The organism is Megasphaera paucivorans, assembly GCF_900103535.1.
GTDB classification, from domain to species: Bacteria; Bacillota; Negativicutes; order Veillonellales; family Megasphaeraceae; genus Megasphaera_A; species Megasphaera_A paucivorans.
On record NZ_FNHQ01000004.1, the window covers coordinates 1 to 24,180 of the forward strand.

General features: G+C 38.8%; 20 protein-coding genes and 1 pseudogene. 2 read left to right on the plus strand and 19 right to left on the minus strand.

Annotation, left to right across the window (positions count from 1 at the left end; all coding sequences use genetic code 11):
- Positions 1-120 (plus strand): annotated as a pseudogene (locus BLR11_RS14810) (hypothetical protein); the annotation flags it as partial.
- A gap of 220 nt (positions 121-340) precedes the next feature.
- On the opposite strand, the gene BLR11_RS02645 reads toward BLR11_RS14810, so the two are convergent.
- The 19 genes from BLR11_RS02645 to BLR11_RS02735 form a co-directional block, all read right to left on the minus strand.
- A complete protein-coding gene (locus tag BLR11_RS02645) occupies positions 341-1,699 on the minus strand; it encodes a hypothetical protein (protein ID WP_091647953.1) in 1,359 nt (452 codons plus the stop codon).
- Between the two features lie 131 nt (positions 1,700-1,830).
- Positions 1,831-2,316 carry a MarR family winged helix-turn-helix transcriptional regulator gene (locus BLR11_RS02650; RefSeq protein WP_091647955.1) on the minus strand — a complete coding sequence of 162 codons (486 nt, stop codon included), beginning with the start codon at positions 2,314-2,316 and terminating at the stop codon, positions 1,831-1,833.
- A 172-nt stretch (positions 2,317-2,488) separates the two neighbouring features.
- Positions 2,489-4,216 (minus strand): proline--tRNA ligase, encoded by a 1,728-nt coding sequence (locus BLR11_RS02655; RefSeq protein WP_091647956.1) that lies wholly within the window; start codon positions 4,214-4,216, stop codon positions 2,489-2,491.
- A gap of 5 nt (positions 4,217-4,221) precedes the next feature.
- Complete coding sequence (gene ispG, locus BLR11_RS02660) at positions 4,222-5,292, minus strand: flavodoxin-dependent (E)-4-hydroxy-3-methylbut-2-enyl-diphosphate synthase (RefSeq protein ID WP_176762848.1); 1,071 nt, start codon at positions 5,290-5,292, stop codon at positions 4,222-4,224.
- Positions 5,293-5,304: 12 nt separating this feature from the next.
- Positions 5,305-6,327 carry an RIP metalloprotease RseP gene (gene rseP, locus BLR11_RS02665; RefSeq protein WP_091647958.1) on the minus strand — a complete coding sequence of 341 codons (1,023 nt, stop codon included), beginning with the start codon at positions 6,325-6,327 and terminating at the stop codon, positions 5,305-5,307.
- A gap of 14 nt (positions 6,328-6,341) precedes the next feature.
- Entirely contained in the window at positions 6,342-7,487 is a 1,146-nt protein-coding gene (locus BLR11_RS02670; protein WP_091647959.1) for a 1-deoxy-D-xylulose-5-phosphate reductoisomerase, read from the minus strand.
- Between the two features lie 29 nt (positions 7,488-7,516).
- Positions 7,517-8,347, minus strand: a complete 831-nt coding sequence (locus BLR11_RS02675; protein ID WP_091647961.1) for a phosphatidate cytidylyltransferase — start codon at positions 8,345-8,347, stop codon at positions 7,517-7,519.
- Between the two features lie 15 nt (positions 8,348-8,362).
- A complete protein-coding gene (locus tag BLR11_RS02680; protein WP_091647963.1) occupies positions 8,363-9,130 on the minus strand; it encodes an undecaprenyl pyrophosphate synthase in 768 nt (255 codons plus the stop codon).
- Positions 9,111-9,374 carry a hypothetical protein gene (locus BLR11_RS02685; protein WP_091647964.1) on the minus strand — a complete coding sequence of 88 codons (264 nt, stop codon included), beginning with the start codon at positions 9,372-9,374 and terminating at the stop codon, positions 9,111-9,113. Before BLR11_RS02685 ends, BLR11_RS02680 begins: the two co-directional genes overlap by 20 nt.
- A complete protein-coding gene (gene frr, locus BLR11_RS02690) occupies positions 9,371-9,931 on the minus strand; it encodes a ribosome recycling factor (RefSeq protein ID WP_091647966.1) in 561 nt (186 codons plus the stop codon). The genes BLR11_RS02685 and frr overlap by 4 nt, the downstream gene beginning before the upstream one ends.
- Positions 9,932-9,989: 58 nt before the next feature.
- Positions 9,990-10,715: a UMP kinase gene (gene pyrH, locus BLR11_RS02695; RefSeq protein ID WP_091647968.1), complete on the minus strand. Its 726-nt coding sequence runs from the start codon at positions 10,713-10,715 to the stop codon at positions 9,990-9,992.
- Between the two features lie 109 nt (positions 10,716-10,824).
- Positions 10,825-11,472 (minus strand): translation elongation factor Ts, encoded by a 648-nt coding sequence (gene tsf / locus BLR11_RS02700; protein ID WP_091647970.1) that lies wholly within the window; start codon positions 11,470-11,472, stop codon positions 10,825-10,827.
- A gap of 112 nt (positions 11,473-11,584) precedes the next feature.
- On the minus strand, positions 11,585-12,328 hold the full coding sequence (gene rpsB / locus BLR11_RS02705) for a 30S ribosomal protein S2 (protein WP_091647971.1): 744 nt from the start codon (positions 12,326-12,328) through the stop codon (positions 11,585-11,587).
- Positions 12,329-12,558: 230 nt separating this feature from the next.
- Positions 12,559-13,536, minus strand: coding sequence for a resuscitation-promoting factor (locus BLR11_RS02710; protein ID WP_091647973.1), 978 nt, complete (start codon positions 13,534-13,536; stop codon positions 12,559-12,561).
- Between the two features lie 431 nt (positions 13,537-13,967).
- Positions 13,968-15,515: a 4-hydroxyphenylacetate 3-hydroxylase N-terminal domain-containing protein gene (locus BLR11_RS02715; RefSeq protein ID WP_091647974.1), complete on the minus strand. Its 1,548-nt coding sequence runs from the start codon at positions 15,513-15,515 to the stop codon at positions 13,968-13,970.
- Between the two features lie 27 nt (positions 15,516-15,542).
- The gene (locus BLR11_RS02720) at positions 15,543-16,844 is read right to left on the minus strand and encodes an acetyl-CoA hydrolase/transferase family protein (RefSeq protein WP_091647975.1); all 1,302 of its coding nucleotides are present in this window, start codon (positions 16,842-16,844) and stop codon (positions 15,543-15,545) included.
- Positions 16,845-17,083: 239 nt separating this feature from the next.
- Positions 17,084-18,787, minus strand: coding sequence for a sigma-54 interaction domain-containing protein (locus BLR11_RS02725; RefSeq protein ID WP_091647977.1), 1,704 nt, complete (start codon positions 18,785-18,787; stop codon positions 17,084-17,086).
- A gap of 81 nt (positions 18,788-18,868) precedes the next feature.
- Positions 18,869-20,926 carry a polyphosphate kinase 1 gene (gene ppk1, locus BLR11_RS02730; protein WP_176762844.1) on the minus strand — a complete coding sequence of 686 codons (2,058 nt, stop codon included), beginning with the start codon at positions 20,924-20,926 and terminating at the stop codon, positions 18,869-18,871.
- 9 nt (positions 20,927-20,935) lie between these two features.
- Positions 20,936-22,480, minus strand: coding sequence for a Ppx/GppA phosphatase family protein (locus BLR11_RS02735; RefSeq protein ID WP_091647979.1), 1,545 nt, complete (start codon positions 22,478-22,480; stop codon positions 20,936-20,938).
- Between the two features lie 135 nt (positions 22,481-22,615).
- Here BLR11_RS02735 and ppx point away from each other — a divergent pair, with 135 nt between their 5' ends.
- A complete protein-coding gene (gene ppx / locus BLR11_RS02740; RefSeq protein ID WP_091647981.1) occupies positions 22,616-24,145 on the plus strand; it encodes an exopolyphosphatase in 1,530 nt (509 codons plus the stop codon).
- The last annotated feature ends 35 nt before the right edge of the window (positions 24,146-24,180 follow it).

Here is a 24,180-nt window from a genome sequence, read left to right on the forward strand (position 1 = left end):
ATGGCAGTGCCGTAAGGAAGGTGATGTATACCACCAATGCGATAGAGAGCGTGAATTCCAGCTTCCGAAAAGTCACCAAGAAGGGCTCGTTCTCCAGCGAGGAATCTGTCTTCAAGGTTCTCTATCTCAGGGTAAAGGAACTCTATGCCAAGTGGGAAGGGCATCATATCCAGAACTGGGCGATGGTCAGAAACCAGTTGGCTATGGATGATAAGCTGCAAGCTCGTATCCTGAAATACGAGAAATTTTAAAGCCAGCAATCACTGGTAACGCATCTTCTTTTATGATACCTAAAAAAACTTACACACTTAACTTGACAAACCCATTTGTTTTAATTATATCATTGCATTTGGAGTAATTCATTGAAATATTTACGCTGATAAGGTTTATATTTTTCTTCTATGTTGCAACTGTTTTTTTCAATCATAATATATACGATATCTAATAATTGATTAATTTTTCTGCTTACATTATTGTTTTTTTCTTTTATCATTTCGCTGCATTGTTCAAGTACGTTTTTGGCTTCTCCATATTCTTTTTTTAAAATTAACCAACGGGCTTGAAATAAAAAACGGTAAGAATCTTCAAAATTGGTAATATAATAATACTTATCCCAGGATTTACAGAAAGCGTCTTCCTGATGGCTTCGCAAGTATAGTTTGAATAATCCAAAATACATGTGCTTAAAACCAGAGATCATTTTTTGATTTTGCCGGCGGATACAATCTATTTCACAGGCAAGTGTATAATATTTTTCAGCTTTTTTATATAAAAGAGCCGGGTCGGAACATCGTGTATATTGTAATGAATAGTCATAAAATTTACCTATCATATAATAAACATCCCAAGATCTAGCAATGATTTGTTCGCGGTTGGCAAGAGTTTGTATATCTATGATATCGCCGGTATCTGCCGGAAGGCCCTCCTCCTGCAAAATGCGTGTTAAGCAATGGTTTATTTCGGAGAATTTTTTCATTTCAAAAGGGGTAATTCCTTGTTCTTTTGGTTGAAAATCAAAAAGCAATATTAATTCATTGAGCAGTGAAGATCGCTTGGCGATTAATCCCAGTCCGCAGCGGCAGACACCATAACAGGATTTGATGTAGATTCGTTGCAAACGCTTCTTTTCTTTTTCCGGCAAATGTTCATATTTTTCTACTGCTTGTAAGTATAAAATATAGGCTTTTTTTCTTTTTTCCATAATTTCACTGAAGGATTGGACAGAATGTATATTATTGGAAGCCATATATAATAGATGAGCATAGCGGTATAAATCCAATACATCGGGCTTATGCAATCTTATTTTTTCATATAAAATATCTGCATTCCGTTCACATTCATCTATACTAAGAGGCCAAGAGGATTTATTAGAGAAAAGCAATGAATTATAGCCGATATATTCACTATAGTATAAATATGCCATTCCTTTAATAGTATTGTGATTTTCTTCGTTTTTTGTTTTTTGAAGAGCTATTGTATAAGTTTGATGTGCTAATTTAATATATTTTGCATGCTGTTCCTCCGCGCGTGCAGCATGCATATAAATAAATGCTAACTTGTTTAATAATACCGGTGAATTTTTGTACTCATTAGGTATACTGTTTTCTGCTTGAAGCTGTTGTAAACAATATTGCCATTCTTTCATTTTCAGACCATGATCCATCATATCTAATATAAATTTTTCTCTGTTTTGTATCATTTCACTACTCCCGTCATTATAAATTTTACTGAGTTCCTTATTCATTATGACGGCAGAAGTTTGTATTTCAATTAAAGTTTGATTATAGGATATTTATAATTTCTCTAATATACATTAAAATTACATTAAAATTAAATGTCTGCAATTTTTGTCAATAAACGAATTAATTCATTTTGTTCCTCCTCTGTTAAGTTCTCCATGACTTTTGAAATTCGCAGATAATGCTCTGGAAGAATGGTATCCATTAATTGCCTTCCTTGCGGTGTCAGTGTAATTTTTTTTGAACGACCATCTGAAATATCATGGATCGAATTGATTAAATGGTCACGAATCATACGGCGGAGCATGACGCTGATAGTTGCCTTTGTTACACCGGCATGCCGGGCCAAAAACGAAGGAGCTGTACCTTCCGGATGTTGATGAAGGATAATCATAATGCGTAATTTTCCTTCTGATAATTGATATTTTTTTTCTAAAACATCCTGAATAGAGGATTTAATTTTTTCATAAGCCTGCATAATACTTAACATAGCTAATATGGAAGCTGGTTTTATTTCCGGTATAATCTCAGCATGCTGTTCCAATTCTTTTTTTGTTGGCATAACTTCTAATTTCATAACAACACCTCGGTATATCGTGAGTCAACGAATACTATAAAATAATGCAAATTGCAGCAAAGGAGAACAAATGTTTTTCGTGACACTGCTGCCTGTCATCGAACATTTGTTTCTTATGCGGAACAAAAAAGGCCGCATGATTACTATATGCGGCCTTTTCAATATTTAATATTTATTTATTGTTTTCCCGTAAGGAATTTATTATATCTCGAACGCGGCCTGCAGCTTGTTTAATAGATACGACTTCCACTTCATCCGTACGACGAAGTTTGATTTCCACGGTTTCTTCAGCAGCGGATTTTTTTCCTATGGTAATGCGAATAGGATATCCGATTAAATCAGCATCATTAAATTTAACACCCGCTCTTTCATTTCGGTCATCAAGAAGCGTTTCAATGCCGGCAGCTTGTAATTCAGCATATAATGTGCCGGCAATATCCATCATTGCGCAATCTTTAGTGCTGACAGGCAGTATAGCAACTTCATAGGGTGCTATATTTACCGGCCAAATAATTCCCTTTTCATCATGATATTGTTCTATGGCAGCTGCCATTGTGCGTGTTACACCTATGCCATAACAGCCCATAACATATGGTTTTGCTTTACCATTCTGATCTAAAAATGTTGCCTGCAAGGAGGTCGAATACTTCGTCCCCAATTCGAAAACCTGTCCGACTTCAATACCGTGAACCATATGAATAGGAGCTCCGCATACCGGACAAACATCGGACTCCATCATCAGACGTATTGTTGCTACTGTAATATTTTTAAAATCGCGGGAAGGCGTTACATTTTTATAGTGATACCCATGTTTATTAGCACCCGTTACGCCATTATATACATTCATTGCGGTGGGGTCTACGATAATAATAAAAGTATCGTCTGGATCTGCTGCATGAATAGGGCTCATATACCCGGCTTCTAACCCATGAGCTGCCAGCAGTTCTGGAGCGGCGGGTTCAATGGTATTGCCGCCTACAAAATTTTGAACAGCGACATCATTAACTTCATGATCTCCTCGAATCATGCAAAGAGCTAATTTCCCATCTACATCAAAAGCGACGGCTTTAATCGTTTTTTCTATAGGAATTTCCAGGAAATTGGTCAAATCATCAATAGTTGAACAGTCAGGAGTTTCAATAATTTCTAACTCTTTTAAAGATTCTTCCGGCATATCAAGTGTACAAGGAACTGCTTTTTCAACATTTGCGGCAAAATCACAAGCCGAGCAGGAAACGACATCAGCTTCACCTGCATCTGCTAATGCCATAAATTCATGTGTGCGGCTTCCGCCTATTTGACCGGAATCGGCTAAGACGGGCTTATAGTTTAAACCGCAGCGATCAAAAATTCTACTGTAGGCATCGTACATGACCTGATAACTCTGGTGCAAGCCTTCTTCATCCATGTCAAAGGAATAAGCATCCTTCATTACAAATTCCCGGCTCCGCATTAAACCAAACCGAGGACGAATTTCATCACGATACTTATTCTGCATTTGATATAAAGTTAAAGGCATTTGTTTATATGAACGAAGTTCATTGCGAACTAAGGTAGTAATAAGTTCTTCATGTGTTGGTCCTAAACAATAATCATTGCCATGTCTATCTTGTAATTTAAACATTTCTGCGCCATAAGCACTCCAGCGGCCGGATTCATGCCAAATTTCAGCAGGCTGCATAATTGGCATCATAATTTCCTGAGCGCCTGTCGCATCCATTTCTTCGCGGACGATGGCTTCAATTTTACGAACAACACGCCGGCCAAGAGGTAAAAAAGTATACACTCCCCCGGCATTTTTCCGAATCATACCTGCTTTTAACATATATTGATGACTTACTACTTCGGCTTCGGCCGGTATTTCCCGTAATGTCGGGCAATATAATTTAGATGCTAACATAAATCTCAAGACCCCTTCTGTATATATTTTCGTATTTCCTCAAGTAAACTTTCCACAAGTTTGTCTTCCGGTACCCGTTTTAAAATTTTCCCATGAGAAAAAATAATGCCGCTGTCTTTGCCGCCTGCGATACCAAAGTCAGCTTCACGTGCTTCACCTGGACCATTTACAACACAACCCATAACGGCAACTTTCAATGGTATTTTTAAAGGGGCAATAGCCTGCTGTACTTTTTCAGCTAACCCAATTAAATTGACCTGTGTACGTCCGCATGTGGGACAAGATATGAGAGTTGTACCAAACTGCCTGAGGCCCAGAGAACTTAATATGGTTTGGCCTGCTTTGATTTCTTCGGCAGGATCACCCGTTAAGGAAACACGAATGGTATCGCCTACTCCATGATATAACAACGTTCCAATTCCAATTGCCGATTTAATACTGCCTTCTCTTATCAAACCGGCTTCCGTTACACCTAGATGGAGTGCGTACGGAATGCGTTCGGCTAAATTCATATAGGCTTGTATCATCAAAAGGACATCGGATGATTTTAATGAAATAACCATATTTCTGTAATCCAAGCGTTCCAAAATCCGGATGTGGCGCAGTGCTCCTTCTACCATTCCATCCGCTGTAGGATGTCCGCCATGTTCGGCTAAGATATCTTCCGGCAAAGAACCTGAGTTAATACCGATACGAATCGGTATATTGGATGATCGGACTTTTTCAACGACACAGGCTACATTTTTATCAGGACCTATATTGCCGGGATTGATGCGTAATGCCGCGACCCCGCTTTCAACAGCTTGCAGGGCCAGCTTATAATCAAAGTGAATATCTGCCACAATAGGAACCGGAGATGCGTTTACCACTTCTCTGAGTCCCATGGCAGCTTTCATATCGGGAACTGCAAAACGAATAATTTCTGCACCATAAGCAGCAAGTCTCCGTGCATCAGCTGACGCTTTTTCGGTATCCGACGGCGTAATAGTTGACATGGTTTGCACTGAAATAGGTGCATTTCCGCCAATCATCAAGTCACCCGCCATAACAGCAATTGATTTTCTGCGTTTTATCATCATACCACCTCTTTAAAACCGGCTGATATCTTGCATCATTGCAAATATAAAAACCGCTGCTAGGATACACATCCCCACCATTTGCATGTAATATAACGCCCTTGCAGGTAAGCGGCGCCGAGTAACTCCTTCTAATATCAAAAGGATAATATATCCCCCATCAAGCATAGGAATAGGCAGTAAATTGATAATCCCTAAATTGATGCTTAAAAACGCCGTAAACATGAGTAAATTAACAAAACCTAAAGAGGCTACCTGTCCGGCTAATTGAGCAACGCCGATTGGGCCTGCAATATCAGCTTTTTCTGTTCCAGCCGCCATATGATATAATCCAACAATCATCATTTTGCAAATTTGACCGGTACGTTCTACCGACAATACGGCAGATTCAAAAAAACCATGATTTTGCGTTATAATAACAGGAACAACGCCAATTATCGGACGTTGTGTTTGAGCTTCCAATTTTGGAATCATCGTTAAATCTATATTTTCATTATTACGCTGTACGGTCACCGTCAGGACTTCCTGACTATGTTGGGCAACAGCTGCAGAAATATCACTCCATTTTTCAATCGAGATACCGCTGATGGCAATAATCCGATCACCTTTTTCAATATGAGCAGCTGAAGCAGCCGAATCAGTCATGACAGAGCCAACGATCGGTTCTGAAGAAATATCCTTGGTACCAATCGTAAACATCAAACCCCAAATAATAAAAATTGCCAGAATAAAGTTCATCGCCGCTCCGGCAGCAATGACAAAAAGACGAGAAGAGACACCTTTTGATAAAAAAGATGTAGCTGTTAATTCTTCTTCTTCCGACATACCGGAAATGCGGTTAAATCCACCTAAAGGAATAGCCCGTAAAGAATATAATGTAGGTCCGTACTGATAACTGTATATTTTAGGACCAAAACCGATAGCAAATTCATCAACTTGCATTCCGGTTGCCTTGGCCGTCATAAAATGACCTAATTCATGAACAAAAACAATAACACTAAAGACGAAAACCGTCGCGGCAATCGTTACCAACATATGCGGCCTCCCTCCTAAATAAGTGAAACAGCGCAACGTCTAGACCAAGAATCGGCACTGCTGATGGAATCCAAAGTGATATCGTGGCATACAGTGTGTTTTTCCATCACGGCACGTACGATTTCAAAAATACGGGTAAAAGAAATTTTCTTATGCAGAAATGCATATACGGCTACTTCATTCGCACCGTTCAGCACACAGGGCATAGTACCGCCAATCATACCAGCTTCATAAGCCAGAGGAATAGCCGGGAATTTTTCATTATCCGGTGCATAGAAATCCAAATGGGCTAATGTATTCCAATTGATTTTCTTTGCATTGCGGACAGGAAATCTGTCAGGATAGGTAAAAGCATATTGAATAGGCAATCTCATATCCGGCATGCCAAATTGTCCGATAACCGAGCCATCAATAAATTGAATCATAGAATGAATAATACTTTGTGGCTGCACAACGACTTCAATTCTATTAAAAGGCATATTAAACAGCCAGTGGGCTTCAATTACTTCCAGCCCTTTATTAAACATAGTGGCGGAGTCAATCGTTATTTTCCCCCCCATGTTCCAGGTGGGATGATTTAAACATTGTTCTACCGTAATATGGGGAAAGTCCTCTGCCGGAAGTCGAAAATGAGGACCGCCTGAGGCGGTTATCAAAAGTTTTTCCACTTCTTCGCTCTTTCGTCCATGGAGACATTGAAAGATAGCACCGTGTTCACTGTCAACCGGTAAAATACGAACTCCTCGGCGGGCAGCTTCCTCCATGACTAATTCACCTGCGGCAACCAATGTCTCTTTGTTGGCCAAGGCAATATCTATGCCGCGTTGAATTGCCGATAAGGTCGGCGCAATACCGGCAGCTCCGACAAGAGAAGTCAGAACCATATCGGCATCTGTTTCTTCAATAAGGTGCAGCAGGCCTTCTTGCCCCTGAAAAATGGTACATATATCCCCTACTTCCGAACGCAAATGTTCAGAAGCCGTCTTATCAATCATACAGGCAAAGGCAGGTTTATATTTCTTTATCTGACAGGCAGCAGTGTGCCAATTGGTATTTGCTGCTACAGCGGTTAAAGAAAATAAATCAGGATGTGCATCGATAACATCGACTGCTTGTGTGCCAATTGATCCTGTACTGCCTAATACTGCAATTTTTTTCATGATTCACTCCTAAGTAATTTTACATAGTACTACCGCCCAATAAGTAATAAATACACGTATACTGCAGGGCCCGCAAACAATAAGCTGTCGAAACGGTCTAATATCCCGCCGTGACCGGGAATAATATTTCCCGAATCTTTAACATCGCATACTCGTTTGAGGATTGACTCTATTAAATCTCCTAATGGAGCCATAATAGCAATAATTATACCTATGACTAAGCCATGAAGAAGAGAAAATTTAAAAATCAATGAAAAGACAACTGCGGTTATAATTGTCCCAAGAATACCGCCAAAAAAACCTTCTACGGTTTTACCCGGACTGACAGCTGGACAAAGCTTGTTTTTTCCTTTTAATTTACCAACGGCAAAAGCAAAAGTATCACTAGCCCAAGTAGAAAATACTAATAAGAAAACAACAAATTTTGAGGGTTCAATCATTGCCGTTTGAAAGTAATGATTAAGAGAATCACCAATCATCCCGTTGCGCAAAACCAACATAGATAAAAAACCGCCGGCAATGTAAATCAAGCCATATAAGGAGTAGGCACTATCCACGGGTTTTACAAATTCATGCCGTATGACGGTACGCAGTAAAATCCAAGACATCATAATCACACTGAGCAGCATGATTACTTTATTATTTGTAAACCAATAAGCAAAAAACAAACATACAATCCAAATATGACCCGTTATCACAGTCAAATTCGCATTCATCTTTTTCATGAGCCGGACATATTCTTGCCAGCCCAGCATAGCGAGAATCGTCATCATGGCAAAAAACAACCAATTTCCTTCATAAATAACAAAAATCGTAAAAGCTGCACCTATAACACCTGTCGTTATTCTTTTAAACAACATAACTACGTTACCACCTTACTTCAATCCGCCAAACCGGCGATCCCGGCTTTGAAAAGATAAAATAGCTTCCATTAATGTTTCTTTAGTAAAATCCGGCCAGCACAATTCTGTAAACCAAAACTCAGCATACGCCATTTGCCATAACAAGAAATTGCTTATTCTTTTATCAGCACCCGGACGAATAAGCAGATCTACATCATTATGGGGTGCCGTATACAAGTATTTTTCGACAAGTGATTCATTGATCTCGTCAATTGTTATTGTATGATCCAGTACGTCGGATGCGATATGCTGCATGGCTTCCGTAATTTCAAGACGCCCGCCGTAGTTAATTGCTAAATTCAATACTAATCCTGTGTTATTTACAGTATCTTTTTCAGCTTCACGAATGATTTGCTGTAATTTGCTATTCAGTCTACCGATATCTCCGATGAAATGCAGCGAAACATTATTTTCTTCAAGAGAACGAAGATTTTTACGTAAATACTCTTCAATTAAATTCATCAGATAAGAAACTTCGTCCTCCGGTCTCTTCCAATTCTCCGTTGAAAAAGCATAAACAGTTAATACTTTTACTCCTAAATCACTGGCATCCCGCACAATTTGTTTGAGCGTATCCGCACCCGCATGATGACCATAACTGCGAGGCATTCCCCGTCGTTTAGCCCAACGGCCATTGCCATCCATTATAATGGCAATATGATGGGGAATGTTATTTCTATCGAGCATATCTTCAGATATATGCGTATTATTTGACTCTTTTTTAAAAAATAAGTTCTTCATAGTCACCATTCCTGTCTCGCAAAATGTTGCGAACATCCTCACTGGCTTCTAAACTATAATTAACCAGCAGATGAATTTGCTCATTTGCATAAGTGGCCCGTATAACATAGATGGCCTGCTCATTACATTTAAAAAAATGACTGCGGGATTTTGTTTCTTCAACAGTAAAAGGAATCGCTTGCTCTTCTAAGACAGATTTGGCATACCGTAAGGGCATGCCAATAAAAATCCGTATATCCATCATACTTCCATTACTTCTTTTTCTTTCTTTGCCTTCATTTCATCAATTTCTTTAATTTTTTTATCTGTCAATTTTTGGATATTAGTCTGTGCTTCCTTGCTGTCATCCTCCGTAATATCCCGTTTCTTTTCTAATTTCTTAATAGATTCATTTGCATCACGTCGTATATTGCGGATGACTACACGAGCTTCTTCCGCATGTTTATTAACCTTTTTTGAGAGATCTTTGCGACGTTCTTCGGTGAGCTGAGGAATTTCCAATCGGATCATCGTTCCGTCATTATTGGGATTTAAACCAAGATCGGATTTTAATATCGCTTTTTCAATGGGGGCCAGCATATTTTTTTCCCAAGGAACAATGGTAATCAGGCGCGGTTCCGGCGCAGAAACATTAGCGACCTGTTTTATAGGCGTAGGTATACCGTAATATTCCACAGAAACACGGTCTAATAAAGTAGTACTTGCTCTGCCTGTACGAATAGATGCTAAATCTAATTTAAAGCTGGAAATGGCTTTGTTCATGCGTTCTTCTTCCTGTGTAAATAAACTCTGAATATCCATTTTAAATCACTTCCCTTTTCTATAATTATAAATATGATATATAACTATAATACAGCTATTACCCTTCTTTGTCGACTAAAGTTCCTATATCTTTTCCGCTTGCAGCAGCTACGATATTTCCCGGGATATCTATACTGAATACTAATATAGGGATATTATTGGTCATGCATAATGTCGTTGCTGTTGCATCCATGACGGCAAGCTGACGTTTAATAACTTCAATATAAGAAAGTTTTTTGAACTTTTTCGCAGCAGGATTTATTTTAGGATCGCTGTCATATACACCGTCCACGCACTTTTTAGCCATAAAGATACCATCTGCTTCGATTTCAGCTGCGCGCAATGCTGCCGTTGTATCTGTCGAAAAATAGGGATTTCCCGTACCAGCACCAAAAATCACGACACGGCCTTTTTCTAAATGGCGGATAGCTCTCCGGCGGATATAAGGTTCAGCAACTTGCTGCATATTGATTGCTGTCTGTACACGTGTTGCAATCCCTTTTTTTTCCAAAGCATCCTGTAATGCCAACGAATTCATTACCGTTGCCAGCATTCCCATATAGTCGGCTGAAACTCGATCCATTCCTTTTGCGCTGCCGGATAAGCCGCGCCATATATTACCGCCGCCTACTACGATAGCAACTTGAATACCCATTTTTGATATAGCGACTACATCATCTGCAATCTTATCTACTGTCTCAGGATCAATTCCATAGCCTACATTTCCGGCTAATGCTTCTCCGCTTAATTTTAAAACGATTCGTTTAAACTTTCTTGTATCCATATGGTGCCTCCTGTTGGGAAAGAAATTTTTCTGAAAAAACTCAGATACATGACAATACGCCACATTAGAAAATAAGAGAACACATGTGACGGTGTTCTCTTATTTGATCTTATTTAGCTTGTGCCATTACTTCCGAAACGAAGTCATCATTGCGCTTTTCCAACCCTTCGCCTAATTCGTAGCGCGTATAACGGCGGATATCAATTTTTTCACCAATCTTCGCAATATTCTCATTAATGACATGAGTAATGTCTTTGTCAGGATCTTTAATGAAAGGCTGTTCCATTAAACAATTTTCTTTATAAAATTTTTCAATTCGGCCAATTGTCATTTTTTCAACAATTTTTTCCGGTTTACCTTCATTCAATGCTTGAATACGAAGAACTTCTCTTTCATGATCAATAACAGATTCAGGAACTTCTTCTCTTTTTAAATATGTCGGTTTAGCTGCAGCAATCTGCATAGCGATGTCTTTACAAAGAGATTTAAAATTATCGGTTTGTGCAACAAAGTCGGTTTCACAATTTACTTCAACAAGGACGCCAATACGTCCATTGCCATGAATATAAGAGTAAACTAAGCCTTCAGCAGCAATACGACTTGCTTTTTTAGCTGCCGCAGCTAACCCTTTTTCACGTAAAAAATCAACAGCTTTGTCCATATCACCATCGGTAGCCGCCAGCGCTTTTTTACAGTCCATCATACCAGCACCGGTTTTTGTTCTTAAATCTTTTACCATGCTTGCAGTAATCATAATATTCCTCCTAAAATTATAATAATTATAATTCAGTTTAATAAAGGTAAGGAATCAAAATAACTCCTTACCTTTATATGATCAAAATCATTTAATTCTCAAAAAACGTCATATATTATTCTGCCGAATCTGTTACTTCGCCTTCCGCTCCAACAGTTTCGGATTCTTCGTTTTGTTCTCCCTGACGACCTTCAAGAATGGCATCTGCAATACGGCCAGTTAATAATTTAACTGCACGGATTGCATCATCGTTAGCCGGAATAGGATAATCAATTACATCGGGATCGCAATTAGTATCAACCGTAGCGATAATAGGAATATGCAGCTTACGTGCTTCAGCAACTGCAATTTCTTCTTTTTTAGGATCAATAATGAACAATGCACTTGGCAATACTTTCATTTCTTTGATACCGCCCAAATACTTCTGCAATTTATCCATTTCGTGTTTCAAACCGATAACTTCTTTTTTCGGTAATACATCAAATGTACCGTCTTCTTCTTGTTTTTCTAATGTTTTTAGACGTTTTACACGTTTTTCAATGGTCTGATAATTTGTCAGCATACCACCGAGCCAACGTTCATTTACATAAAACATGTTGCAGCGTTCTGCTTCACTTTTAATGGATTCCTGTGCTTGTTTTTTGGTGCCGACAAAAAGAACCGTACCACCTTCTGCTGCTAAATCGCGAACAAAATTATACGCTTCGTCCATTTTTTTAACGGTTTTCTGTAAATCAATAATGTAAATACCGTTACGTTCGGTAAAGATAAAACGAGCCATTTTCGGGTTCCAGCGTCTTGTTTGGTGACCAAAATGAACGCCTGCTTCTAACAATTGTTTCATAGATACTACTGCCATAATTATAATTCCTCCTGTTTTGTCCTCCGTCCGGTCATTACCTATTATCACCGAATAAACGGCACAGCAATAAGTTCGACGTGACGTGTGTATTTTTAACCTTTAATATTATATCATACCCCTAACCTGTGCACAAGTATTTTTTTAAAAGGAAACCCAAGGAACAGAAACAGCCGTATAATTAGAAAAAAACGATTGCATTCAATTGAACACAATCGTTTTCGTACTCATTAATTAAGTATATACACTTCAACACTGCGACGTCCAAACTGCATGCAGGAACCATAATCTTCCATGCATAAATCAATTCGATTCCCTACAATAGCACTCCCTGTATCAGCAGCAATTGCTTCACCGTAACCGGGGACAAAAACTCGGGAACCTAAAGGAATGACATGCGGGTCAACGGCAACTACGCCGTAATGTGCAGGTATTCCTGTAGCTGTAATACCATCGCCCGAACCATCAGTGGGAAGATAGGCAGTGGCTTCCATGCTAAATACTGCCCGATATCGTGAAATATTACCACGGGAAACTTCGACAGTTGCTCGTGTTCCAACGTGACGAATCATGGGTTTCATTTCGGCGATGACAGAGGAAGAAATTATTTCTTTGCCAACTATTTCTCCGTCTAAACTTACGATATTTGTTTTTACTGTTCTGCGTCCATTAATGCCTTCTTGAATAAGTTGTTCTTCACCTTGTGCCAGATTATCATCGGGAACGCTCTCCACAGTATAGGGAATAACTTCATCTTCCGTAACCTTTTTTTTAGATAACGTACCCACACGAATCCACATACCTTTTTGGACTTTCATTGAAGGATCACCGTAAACACGATAATTTTTTCGATCATAGCCGTATTGTTCAGCAACTTCCTGCGTTGTCTGCTTGGCTGTTTCTACAACCTGAGACTTATCTTTAAAAATCAGCATGACCGGGACAGCACGGTGTACTTCTAAAGTACTGCCAGATTTAAGCGTCGGTGTGGATAGTGCGGCTTCATCGTTAGGCCCTAAGGAAATATTCTCTTCACGCAAAAGAGCTTCTGTATTCACTGCTCGTGTAAAAACAGTATTTGTCTGACCATCAGCAGTTATCGTTACCGATTTTCCTTTTGTGACAAAACCAGTCAAGGAAACGATAACAAGCAGCGAAATAAGAATCAAATACATTTGCGTAAAGGGACCTCTTTGCAATTTATTCATCAAATCCCTCCTAAGCACTTACATTCTACCAAAGAAGGACAATGACGTCAATTTTTAATGGTTTACAATTAACAGCTAAAACATGATGATATCATATTATTTGCTATTTGTTAACCATGATCATTAACTAAAAACAATAGATACTATCTATAATGAAGGCATTATTGAGATTACATTGCATATTTTCCCACATGAAAGTAAAATTTACCAAAAAACAGTCATTAATTCGCCACTTATCGACCATAATTTTACTTTTACTACCACTTTATAATTATAAATAAACTGTATTATCTGTATTGTTGTTATAATTGTTCTTTAATTGATTTTTTGTGTCTCCTGTAAAAAGACATACAATATATGGTGCATATTATATATCCGGACAATAATTTTTAATCATTACTGTCCGGATATATAAATTAAATTATGAAATATTAATTTTTATCGATTTTTGGCAAGTCGCCATAGTTGCATATGCGTCCTTTTCTTTTCCCAATTGAATCAAGAAATTCTTCTGCCTTAGCTGTATCTTTTTCTATACCGGCAGCAACCTTCACCAATTCTTTTACATAATCCCAGTCAGTATACATACGTGCCATAACAGTTGAAGCTTCTTGATTGCCGCCGCCATGAAGTGCCATCGCAGTCCAGTTAGATCCTCTCACCATATGTTCTATGAAACGAGAGGCTCGAAGTCTGTCAAGTGCTGTGTAATCAGGGTTTCCTGGATTAAAAGCTCGTTGACAAATACTCCCTACCCCGGCACTGCGCATATCCATTTCAGAAGGTGCTGTTTCACCAAACCCAGCCAAAATATCACGGGCATACCGCACGGCATCAAACGGGATTTTTGTGCAAGTATATTTACAAGTATGAGACATCAAGGGGTTAGGAATCCAAAAGCCGCTGGGATGCTGAAATCCTTCGACTCCGGAAGCAAGCGATAACCCATATACGGTCTCTGCCGTCATAGACATTTCTGTTAACTTAGTACGAATATGTCCTGCTTTTTGCACACCGATCATATCGGCAATCAGACTGGCTGCACCGCAAAGAGCAGAACAGCCTCCGGCTTTGCATCCGCCGGCCGTAAGGCGATGAACGGCTGTAAAATAGCTAAGCAGTCTTCCAACATACTTTACTTCTCCACAGAGGAATACGCGGTCATTGGGAACAAAAACTTTATCAAAGTATACTAATGCTTGGTGATCTGCATATTTTTTACCCAAGTCGATACCTTCAATATCATCGTTCACTTCAAAAAATCGTTTATCTTGCGGTGTCCGCCCCAGCACAAAAGTAATTCCCGGTGAATCGGCGGGAACAGCACAAGCAACGGCAAAGTCTTTATCTTCCGGTTTCATATTAGTCGTTGGCACAATCACAATTTCATGAGCAAAAAGTATGCCGGTTTGATTACATTTGAAACCGCTGATAACAATACCATCGTCACGTATTTCATCGACATGTACATACATATCCTTATCTGGCTGTGCATGAGGCGGAAGGGTACGCAGTCCTTTTACATCTGTCACTGTTACTGTACAAGTTAAATCATGTTTTTGCACATAATCGAGAAATGTCATGAATCGTTCAAAATAATGCGTCCCCAAATCATGATCCATATCATAGCAAGCAGGACCTAATCCGGCGAAGGCTTCTGAGCCGGTGCAGCGGTGCGTACAGCAGCCGATTACTTCAGCCAAGGCCCGCGCAGCCCGTGTTTTTCTATTAGCATCTTCGGCAGAACGAAGCGGTGCATTATAAATGCTGACATCTTCACCATTTAAATGGGATTTTACCGTAATCAGATCTTTCCAAGCCGGGCGTTGTGCCAATTCATAAACTTTGGAGATGGCATTAAAACTCGCGGCCAATGGAGGAAATGCTGTCAAATTTTCAATTTTTTTCCCTAGAAACCAGACATTCATTGGGTTACGAGCACGAATACTGTCTTGAAATTGTTTTTTTGTCATTAACATGATAAAACCTCCTTTTATACTGTTCTGTCAAATAATTAAATGCATTTTTTTGGCAGCTGTCGTCAACTCTTCACGAAACGCCGGATGTGCAATACTGATAATCGCTTTTGCCCGCTGTGAACAAGTCATTCCCTTTAGCCGTACCACACCAAACTCTGTTACTAGATAGTCGACATCATTTCGAGTGGTACTGACACAAGAACCTTCCGTAAGAATCGGTTTTATTTTTGACAAGCTGCCTTTTTTCGCAGAAGATTTAAATGCCAGAAAAGATTTTCCACCCTTAGATGCGGCCGCTCCGCGAATAAAATCAACTTGCCCGCCTACTCCGCTGTAATTCATCATCCCCATGGTTTCCGAACATACTTGTCCGAATAAATCTACTTCCATGCAAGAGTTAATAGAAATAACATTATCATTTTGTGCAATAATTCTTGGATCGTTGACATAATCAACGGGTAAAAATTCAACGGCAGGATTGTCATCGATAAAATCATAGGTGCCGCGGGATGCAAAGGTAAAAGTTACAACTGATTTTCCCGGATGTATTTTTTTTCGTTCATTCGTAATGGCACCCGTTCGATATAAATCGACCATACTGTCACAAAACATCTCGCTATGGATACCTAAATCTTTTTTTGAAGATAAAGCTTTCGCTACCGCATTGGGGATACCTCCTATACCTAATTGCAGTGTTGCTCCATCCGGAATCATATCAGCGATCATTCCTCCGATTTTTAAATCATCATCGGTAATAGGCGGCGATGCTACTTCTGTGATAGGCGTATTATTTTCCATAAGCCCATCAATTTCAGTAATATGGATAAAAGATCCAAAAGTACGCGGCATAGTAGGATTGACTTCCAGAAAAATCTTTTTTGCCCGTTTGCGGATATCACTTAAATCCGCCGCTGTACCGCAGCTGAAATATCCATGTTTATCCATAGGGGATACGGTTGCATAAAATATATCAGGAGCACCTAATATTTCCTTCCATACTAAGGGCACCTGACTATAATTAGCAGGCAAATAATCAGCACGTCCCTGCCAAATCGCTTCACGATCAAACGCACTGACAAAATGGGAAACATGGCGTATATATTTCTCCATGCCCGCTGCCATATACGACTGATTGCGAAGAGGTAGTAAGATATAATGATATATATCTGTTATTTTATTGGCTGTAGCGTATGCTGCCAACGCCGATAAAATTCCTACAGGTTCCGTAACTTGTCCATTACTGACACAAATATTCCCTGTTTTAAATTGTGCCGCGATTTCCTGCGGCAGCATTTTTTTCTTTTCATATATCCTATTCCAAGTATCCATTGTCATCGCTCCTCCCTAAAAAAATTACCGGCATGTCATACATTCTTCATTTATTTATGTGAAATACGTATGCCAAATACAGAAAACCTCTATTTTACCGTGCAGACGCACTGTCTAAAAAATAATACGCGCCCCTGTTGATGCAAAAACACATCAACAGGGGCGCGTATTATTTTTAATCTGCTTAGATAACAATATCTAGAATGATGAAGAAATGCATCAAATAATGTAGATATGCATCACCGACAAAGTTTATTCATCTTTCGGGAAACTGTTGCTTGGTCTATTCCCAGTGCATGGGCCATTTCTCTGGTGGTTTTATACTTTTTAGCAGCCTGCATCAGCAATTGCCGCTCCACATCTTGTACCGCTTCCTTCATTGGCTGTATTCCATGGACAACAATTCCAGGATTGCTGTCTTCTGCTACTTTTTGAGGCAAATGTTCAGGCAAAAGCAAATTTCCGGGAACAAGTACTACCATCGTTTCAATAACATTTTCCAATTCCCGTATATTGCCCGGCCAATTTCGTTCTCCTAAAGAATGACATATTTCTAATGATAATTTTTTATTTTTTTTGTATTTTTCATTGTAAATTTGAACGAAATATCTTGCTAACGGAATAATGTCATCCCGTCGTTCCCGCAAAGGCGGGACTTCAATATTGATCACATTTAAGCGATAATATAAATCTTGCCTGAAGGTCCCGGCCTCTACCATTTTCCATAAATTGCGATTTGTGGCAGCTATGATGCGGACATCAATGGGTACCGGCTTGCTTCCGCCAATGCGCAATACTTCTTTTTCCTGAATAACACGCAGTAATTTTACTTGGGAAGCTAAACTTAGTTCGCCAATTTCATCCAGCAATAATGTGCCTGTGTTAGCTAGTTCAAAAAAACCGATTTTACCATTTTTACGGGCACCTGTAAAAGAACCATGTTCATATCCGAATAATTCAGATTCAAACAATGTATCGGGAATAGCTCCGCAGTTGATTTTAATAAGAGGCTTAGTATTTCGGTTACTGTGCTGGTAAATTGCATCAACGACTCTTTCCTTGCCAGTTCCTGATTCACCGGTAATAAGAACCGTAGAATCAACAGAAGAAACTACGTTAATGATTTCCATAATGCGAGTCATTTTTTTGCTGTGGACGATAATAGTATCCTGGACGATATCCTTGCTTTTCATATTGGCGATTTCCCGTACATAATCAGCCATAGCCAGCTCCTGTTTCTCGAGCTTGTGTCTAAGCATATTCATTGCCGATACATCTTGAATGGTTACAATAACACATGTAAGTTTCTTTTCATTAAAACTTGGAATTCCCGTATAAATTAATTTTTTACCGGCATATTCAGAGGCTACGATTACTTTATCCCGCTGCTGCAAGACCTTTTCTACAATACCTTCTCTAAAAACACCTTTTTGTACAATGAGCGTGGAAGACTGTCCGATTAACGTTTTGCGATGTACATTAAAAGTCCGTTCTACGGCTTTGTTGATGCGAATAATAATTCCATTTCCATCTGCTACGATGACCCCGTCTGCAACCGATTCAATAATTGCATCAATTTCTTTCAAGGTATTGGTTAAAATATCCACTTCCTGTGAAGCGCATACAGCATGACCGGATTCATGCAGAACCAAAATGCTCCCATTCCGTTTTTCTTTATTTTCCCAAGGATAAATATTGCAAATAATCCAATTTTCTCCATTATCAACGGAAAAACGTCCCTGTCCGTTTCCTATATCAATTTGCTCCGATAATTTTGCCAACAGTTCATGGTAATTTACATTTGATTCTTTTGCTAGTTTCTGGGCTGCCAAATTATAATAAATGGGATGTCCGTCTCGATTTACAATGAGAATAGAGCAATATATAGCATTGATGACATTTTCATAATCATGGGTAGTTAAATGCAGCAGTGTGTTGTTCATATCGATTTTCTCCTTTTTGAGTCTGAAAATCAAAGATGGCTGGAGAGCGTCTTATATAATACTATTATATATACAGTAAAATCATTCAAGCTGCTTGATTCGTTCTTCAACTTTTTTTAACAGTGTAAGCTGGGCGTATACCTTTTTCCTTGAATCAGAAACTTCCTCTCTGTGGTATGAACCATCGGCTTCCATACAATATGCTTTTACATTATCCTCCAAATACAGGTGCAAAATTTTCTTGATTCTTTGTTTATGCTGTTCGTAATCGACAGGAATCATCAATTCTACTCGTTCATTGAGATTGCGCGGCATCCAGTCTGCTGATGAAATAAACACATCTTCCCTGCCGTTATTGTAAAAATAAAATAAACGGCTGTGTTCCAAAAAACGTCCGACAATACTGCGAACCGTGATATTCTCACTAACATTTTTTATACCCGGACGCAGTACGCAAATTCCCCTTATGATTAATTCAATTTTAACACCGGCACAGGAAGCTTCATACAGTTTAGCAATAACATGTTTATCTAAAAGAGAATTCATTTTGGCTATAATTTTTGCCTTTTGTCCTGTCTTAGCAATAGCTATTTCCTGATCTATTTCAGATATAATACGTTCTCTTAAATTTAAAGGAGCTACTACAAATTTATTCCAAACAGGAGGATCCGAATAACCTGACAGCAGATTGAAAAACGCGGAAGCATCAATGCCAATAAGCGGATCTTTCGTGAAAATACCGATATCCGTATATATTTTAGCCGTTAATCCGTTATAATTTCCGGTCGCCAAGTGTACATACCGTCTAATTCCTTCTTCCTCTCGTCTTACTACCAGCGTAATTTTCGAATGGGTTTTTAATCCTTGTATGCCGTATATGACATGACAGCCCGATTTTTCCAGTTTACGAGCCATTAAAATATTATTTGCTTCATCAAAACGAGCCTTCACTTCCATCAAAACCGTTACTTGTTTGCCGTTTTCTGCGGCATCACTTAAAGCCGCAATAATAGGAGATTCATTACTGACACGGTATAACGTCTGCTTAATAGCCAAAACATTAGGATCAGAGGCTGCTAAACGAATAAAATTTTCTACTATGGTAAATGACTCAAAGGGATGATGAACCATGATATTCTGCGATGAAACGGCTTCCCAGAAGTCTCCTGCAGTACCCGCTAATTCATAAGACGGCTGCGGTGTAAATGGCTTATATCGTAAATAATCATATCCGTGAATACGAGCAAATATCTTACAATCCAGCGGACCCTTTATCATGTAAATATCTTGATCATCTAACTGTAATTCATGAGATAAAAACAAGCGTATGGTACGACTTGCGTTATATGCAAGCTCTAGCCGTACAGCAGCTCCCTTCCGCCTTTTTTTTAAAGATTTTTCTACTTCTGTTAATAAATCCTCTACATCATCATCAATATCCAGATCTGCATCCCGGGTTACACGAAAAGGCGTTACCTCTAAAATAGTGCAGCCATGAAAGAAATGTTTGGCATACGCGCTTAATATATCCTCTAAAAGCAAAAATTTTTCAGGACTTTCCGTACCGGGAACTTTAATAATTCTATTTAAAACAGCCGATGGGACCGGGAGTACTGCCGTACGCACGGCAGGATCTTTTTTCGTACGCAAAAGAACAGCAAGATTCAAACTAAGACTGGAAAGAAAAGGGAACGGATGACTGGAATCGACAGCCATAGGAGTTACAACAGGATATATTTCACTTTCGAAAAAAGTATTCAGCCATATCTTTTGTTCTTCCGTAAGTTGATGAACCGTAACAAATTGCAACCCTTTGGTAAGCAGTTTATTCCTTATGATGCTCAAATATCGATATTGTTCGTTTACTAATATATGAGCCATGGACTCAATGGCATTAAACTGTTCCTGCGGTGTCATGTTGGCAATATCATGGTGATCCACACCGCTTTCTATAAGATGCTTTACTCCTGCAACCCGGATCATAAAAAATTCATCCATATTAGAAGCCGCTATGGCAATAAAATTAAGTTGTTCCAATAGCGGATTAGATTCTACCATGGCTTCATTTAATACTCGTTCATTAAACTTCAGCCAGGTACATTCTCTATTTAAATAATATGCTGTATCATAAAAATTCATTATTTTCACCTAGCCTTTCACCAATATAGGGGTCAATCCAAATACTTCTTCAAAACCAGGAACCGCTTTTTTAAAAGTCCAGCGTTCCAAAGAAATATCAAAATCAGATACATATTTAACCACTACGTTTCGTTCACGGATTTCTGCCGTAATCCGGTTTATTTTTCCATTATGGCCAGCATCCAATGCATCGGCTAATCGAAAAATAGTTACTAGTTTTATAAGAATTATTTTTTGTTTTGGATTTAGGGACCGATAATTTACATCTTCATTGCTGGGAGTGCCTTTATAAGAATAATAGTCTATATTGGCTACGATTTCCTTTTCTTCATCTGTTATGCCGAATATATCAGTTGCCATAATCAGTTCGTATGTATATCGATTATGTCCCCGCATGTTAATAAACTTTCCCGTTTCGTGTAAAATAGCGGCTAATCTCAATAAATAGCCAGTATTATGGGGGAGCCCGATTTGTTTATACAAGCTATGAAACAATATTGCCGCAAATTGTTCTATTCGGGAGGAATGCGTCTGATCCGATACATATTTAGAAGCAATCGTCCGCGTCAAATCCAAAAGCAGCATACGTTGCTTGCGAAGATACAGATCGTTTTCCCGGTCAGCAATATAAAACATGGAATATCCTTGTGTAAATGTAATTCCCATTAAAAGAATAACATCTACGTCAATAACACGAAACAGTTCATAATATAATAAAATAGTCGGCATGATGATGTTGGCTCTGTTTTCAGAAAGATGAAAACGCTGCATCAATTTGAATGGCGTAACTCCGCAAAAAGAATCAACAAATGCGAAAAATTCATGTGGTTTGATCAAACATATGCCATTCCTCATTTTTTCACCCATTAAATTACCGATCAAATTAGCTTCTATACCGGATAAAATGACATATTTAACATGGTGTTTTTTTACGCTTACCCACAGCGGAGACAAGGTACTGTGGATATACTCGCGAACTGCGGTGGGGAATGTTATTTCACACCGCTGCTTTTTATCAAAGTTCTCCAATATCCGAAGGGCACCAATATGTACATTTTGCTGAAATAATAATTTGCCGTTCTGCCAGCCAGTTAATCCCAGTCCGCCGGAAGTAATATCCATCAGCAGCACCGCTTCTCCCGCAAAATCAATATGATGTTTTTGGACCGAATAATATAAGCCAAAAAATTTATAATATATTTCTTTTGTCATATCCAATACATCCACATGAAATCCTGTCCGGATATAAATTTGATCAATTACATTCAACGTATTTTCTGCTTCCCGCACGGAAGTCGTTGCCAGTACTTTTACATCCGCGACGCCGTAATCTTTAAGGAGCTGATGAAAACCGCTAAGTATGCGGCACATTGAATTCAAAGATCGAAAGCTGATGCGGCGGGTCTGAAATACCTCTTCACCATAATCGACTTCGTGCGTGACATTATCTATTACCTCCATATCATCCATAGAAGTCCCTGATATGATCCGTAATGTCATACGCGCTGATCCGATATGAATAATGCCAAATAAATACTTCATTCCACTGCTCATGGAAACACCTCACTTATTTCTTTCGTAATTTCTATATTATATATTATACATGAAATTTATAGATTATCCTTTATCTTTCTGCATATTTTATGTAAAATGTATATCATAGAAATGATTATTGAAGAGAGGAAAAATATGGAAAAATTAGCTATCATTGATATGGGGTCAAATTCAATCCGCTTTGTAGTCATACAAATAGCTGATAATAATTCATACTCTATGTTATATCAGCAAAAAGAAAGTATTCGTCTGGGTGAAGGGCTGTCTGTTTCCGGATGCTTAAGTGCCGATGGAATGGAGCGTGCCATGATTTGTCTTAAGGTGTATGAGCATATGATGCATGTCATGAAAATTCATACCTGCCTGGCCGTGGCAACTGCAGCTGTCCGTAATGCAAAAAATGGAGAAATGTTTTTGAACCGGATAACAAACGAAACCGGAATTCATATAGATATTATCTCGGGAGAACGTGAAGCATATCTTGGATATCTAGGTGTAATCAATACCATTGCCATGAAGGACTTTATTCTTTTTGATTTAGGCGGAGCGAGCGTGGAATTGTCTTTGATTCAAAATAGTATTGTAAAATATGCCGTATCGATACCTATAGGAGCAGTCACGCTTACGGAAAAATTTAAATTGCAAAACAATATAGCGTTAGATAATTTACAAGAATGCACCAAACTAATTCGTCATTATATGGCTGCGATTCCTTGGTTAAAAAATTCACAGCTTCCATTAATTGGTATCGGCGGAACGGTGCGTAATCTCGGTAAGATGGATCAAAAAGCGACAAATTATCCCCTGCCAAAACTGCATAATTATCAGCTGCCGCGTGAGCGATTTGAAAATCTGTATACTACGGTTATAAATAAATCCTATGCCAATAGAAAAAAAATTGCCGGATTATCCAGTGAACGAGCAGATATTATTGTTGCGGGTGCTGCCGTCATTCAATGCCTTTTTGAACTGACCCGCGACAATGAATTGACAATCAGCGGGTATGGCTTGCGTGAAGGACTGTTTTTTGAACATTATAGTGACTATTGCCATCTGAAAAAAGGTTGGAATGCGGATATTTTGGCTTTCAGTTCAAATAATTTTTTACGAACTTTGGATAATATAGATTTTCAGCATGTAGACAAAGTATGTCAAATTACAGAGCGCCTTTTTGATTTATTAAAAGATATTCATGGATATGGTGAAACAGAAAGACGATTGTTAATTACAGCCGCACGTCTTCATGATATAGGAAAAGTTATCAATTATTATGATCATGCCCGTAATTCGGCATTTATGATCGGACATGCTTCTCTGTATGGACTAACGCAAAAAGAACAAATTATTACTGCCTGCATCGCCGGATTTCATCACGGTATCAGTAATAAAACCGTACGTGCTTATCGCTATTCCAATGTTCCAACAGCAGAAGACTGGACCATGATCCGAAAATTATCTACGCTGCTGGCTCTGGCAGAAGCAGCAGATGTCACGTATGAACACATCGTCTTGGATGTATCATTAACAATAGCAGATAATGTTATTGTATTAGTATTAACGACCACACCGGGAGCCGTCACTAGTGCTGCCGATTACGAGATGAACCAGCTTTTAAAACAATTTAAAAAAGAATTTCAAATGACGTTGTTGCTTATTTGGAAATAACCTCATTGAAAAAGCGCGGCTCCCCTATTGTTGCA

Excerpts from the sequence above, each read along its gene's own strand:
- BLR11_RS02720 (WP_091647975.1), bottom strand. The coding sequence starts at position 16,844 with ATGGATACTTGGAATAGGATATATGAAAAGAAAAAAATGCTGCCGCAG.
- BLR11_RS02725 (WP_091647977.1), bottom strand. The coding sequence starts at position 18,787 with ATGAACAACACACTGCTGCATTTAACTACCCATGATTATGAAAATGTC.
- rpsB (WP_091647971.1), bottom strand. The coding sequence starts at position 12,328 with ATGGCAGTAGTATCTATGAAACAATTGTTAGAAGCAGGCGTTCATTTT.
- ppx (WP_091647981.1), top strand. The coding sequence starts at position 22,616 with ATGGAAAAATTAGCTATCATTGATATGGGGTCAAATTCAATCCGCTTT.
- BLR11_RS02680 (WP_091647963.1), bottom strand. The coding sequence starts at position 9,130 with ATGAAGAACTTATTTTTTAAAAAAGAGTCAAATAATACGCATATATCT.
- BLR11_RS02655 (WP_091647956.1), bottom strand. The coding sequence starts at position 4,216 with ATGTTAGCATCTAAATTATATTGCCCGACATTACGGGAAATACCGGCC.
- BLR11_RS02670 (WP_091647959.1), bottom strand. The coding sequence starts at position 7,487 with ATGAAAAAAATTGCAGTATTAGGCAGTACAGGATCAATTGGCACACAA.
- BLR11_RS02735 (WP_091647979.1), bottom strand. The coding sequence starts at position 22,480 with ATGAGCAGTGGAATGAAGTATTTATTTGGCATTATTCATATCGGATCA.
- frr (WP_091647966.1), bottom strand. The coding sequence starts at position 9,931 with ATGGATATTCAGAGTTTATTTACACAGGAAGAAGAACGCATGAACAAA.
- BLR11_RS02710 (WP_091647973.1), bottom strand. The coding sequence starts at position 13,536 with ATGAATAAATTGCAAAGAGGTCCCTTTACGCAAATGTATTTGATTCTT.
- ispG (WP_176762848.1), bottom strand. The coding sequence starts at position 5,292 with ATGATAAAACGCAGAAAATCAATTGCTGTTATGGCGGGTGACTTGATG.
- BLR11_RS02685 (WP_091647964.1), bottom strand. The coding sequence starts at position 9,374 with ATGATGGATATACGGATTTTTATTGGCATGCCCTTACGGTATGCCAAA.
- BLR11_RS02645 (WP_091647953.1), bottom strand. The coding sequence starts at position 1,699 with ATGATACAAAACAGAGAAAAATTTATATTAGATATGATGGATCATGGT.
- pyrH (WP_091647968.1), bottom strand. The coding sequence starts at position 10,715 with ATGGATACAAGAAAGTTTAAACGAATCGTTTTAAAATTAAGCGGAGAA.
- BLR11_RS02675 (WP_091647961.1), bottom strand. The coding sequence starts at position 8,347 with ATGTTGTTTAAAAGAATAACGACAGGTGTTATAGGTGCAGCTTTTACG.
- rseP (WP_091647958.1), bottom strand. The coding sequence starts at position 6,327 with ATGTTGGTAACGATTGCCGCGACGGTTTTCGTCTTTAGTGTTATTGTT.
- BLR11_RS02650 (WP_091647955.1), bottom strand. The coding sequence starts at position 2,316 with ATGAAATTAGAAGTTATGCCAACAAAAAAAGAATTGGAACAGCATGCT.
- ppk1 (WP_176762844.1), bottom strand. The coding sequence starts at position 20,926 with ATGAATTTTTATGATACAGCATATTATTTAAATAGAGAATGTACCTGG.
- BLR11_RS02715 (WP_091647974.1), bottom strand. The coding sequence starts at position 15,515 with ATGTTAATGACAAAAAAACAATTTCAAGACAGTATTCGTGCTCGTAAC.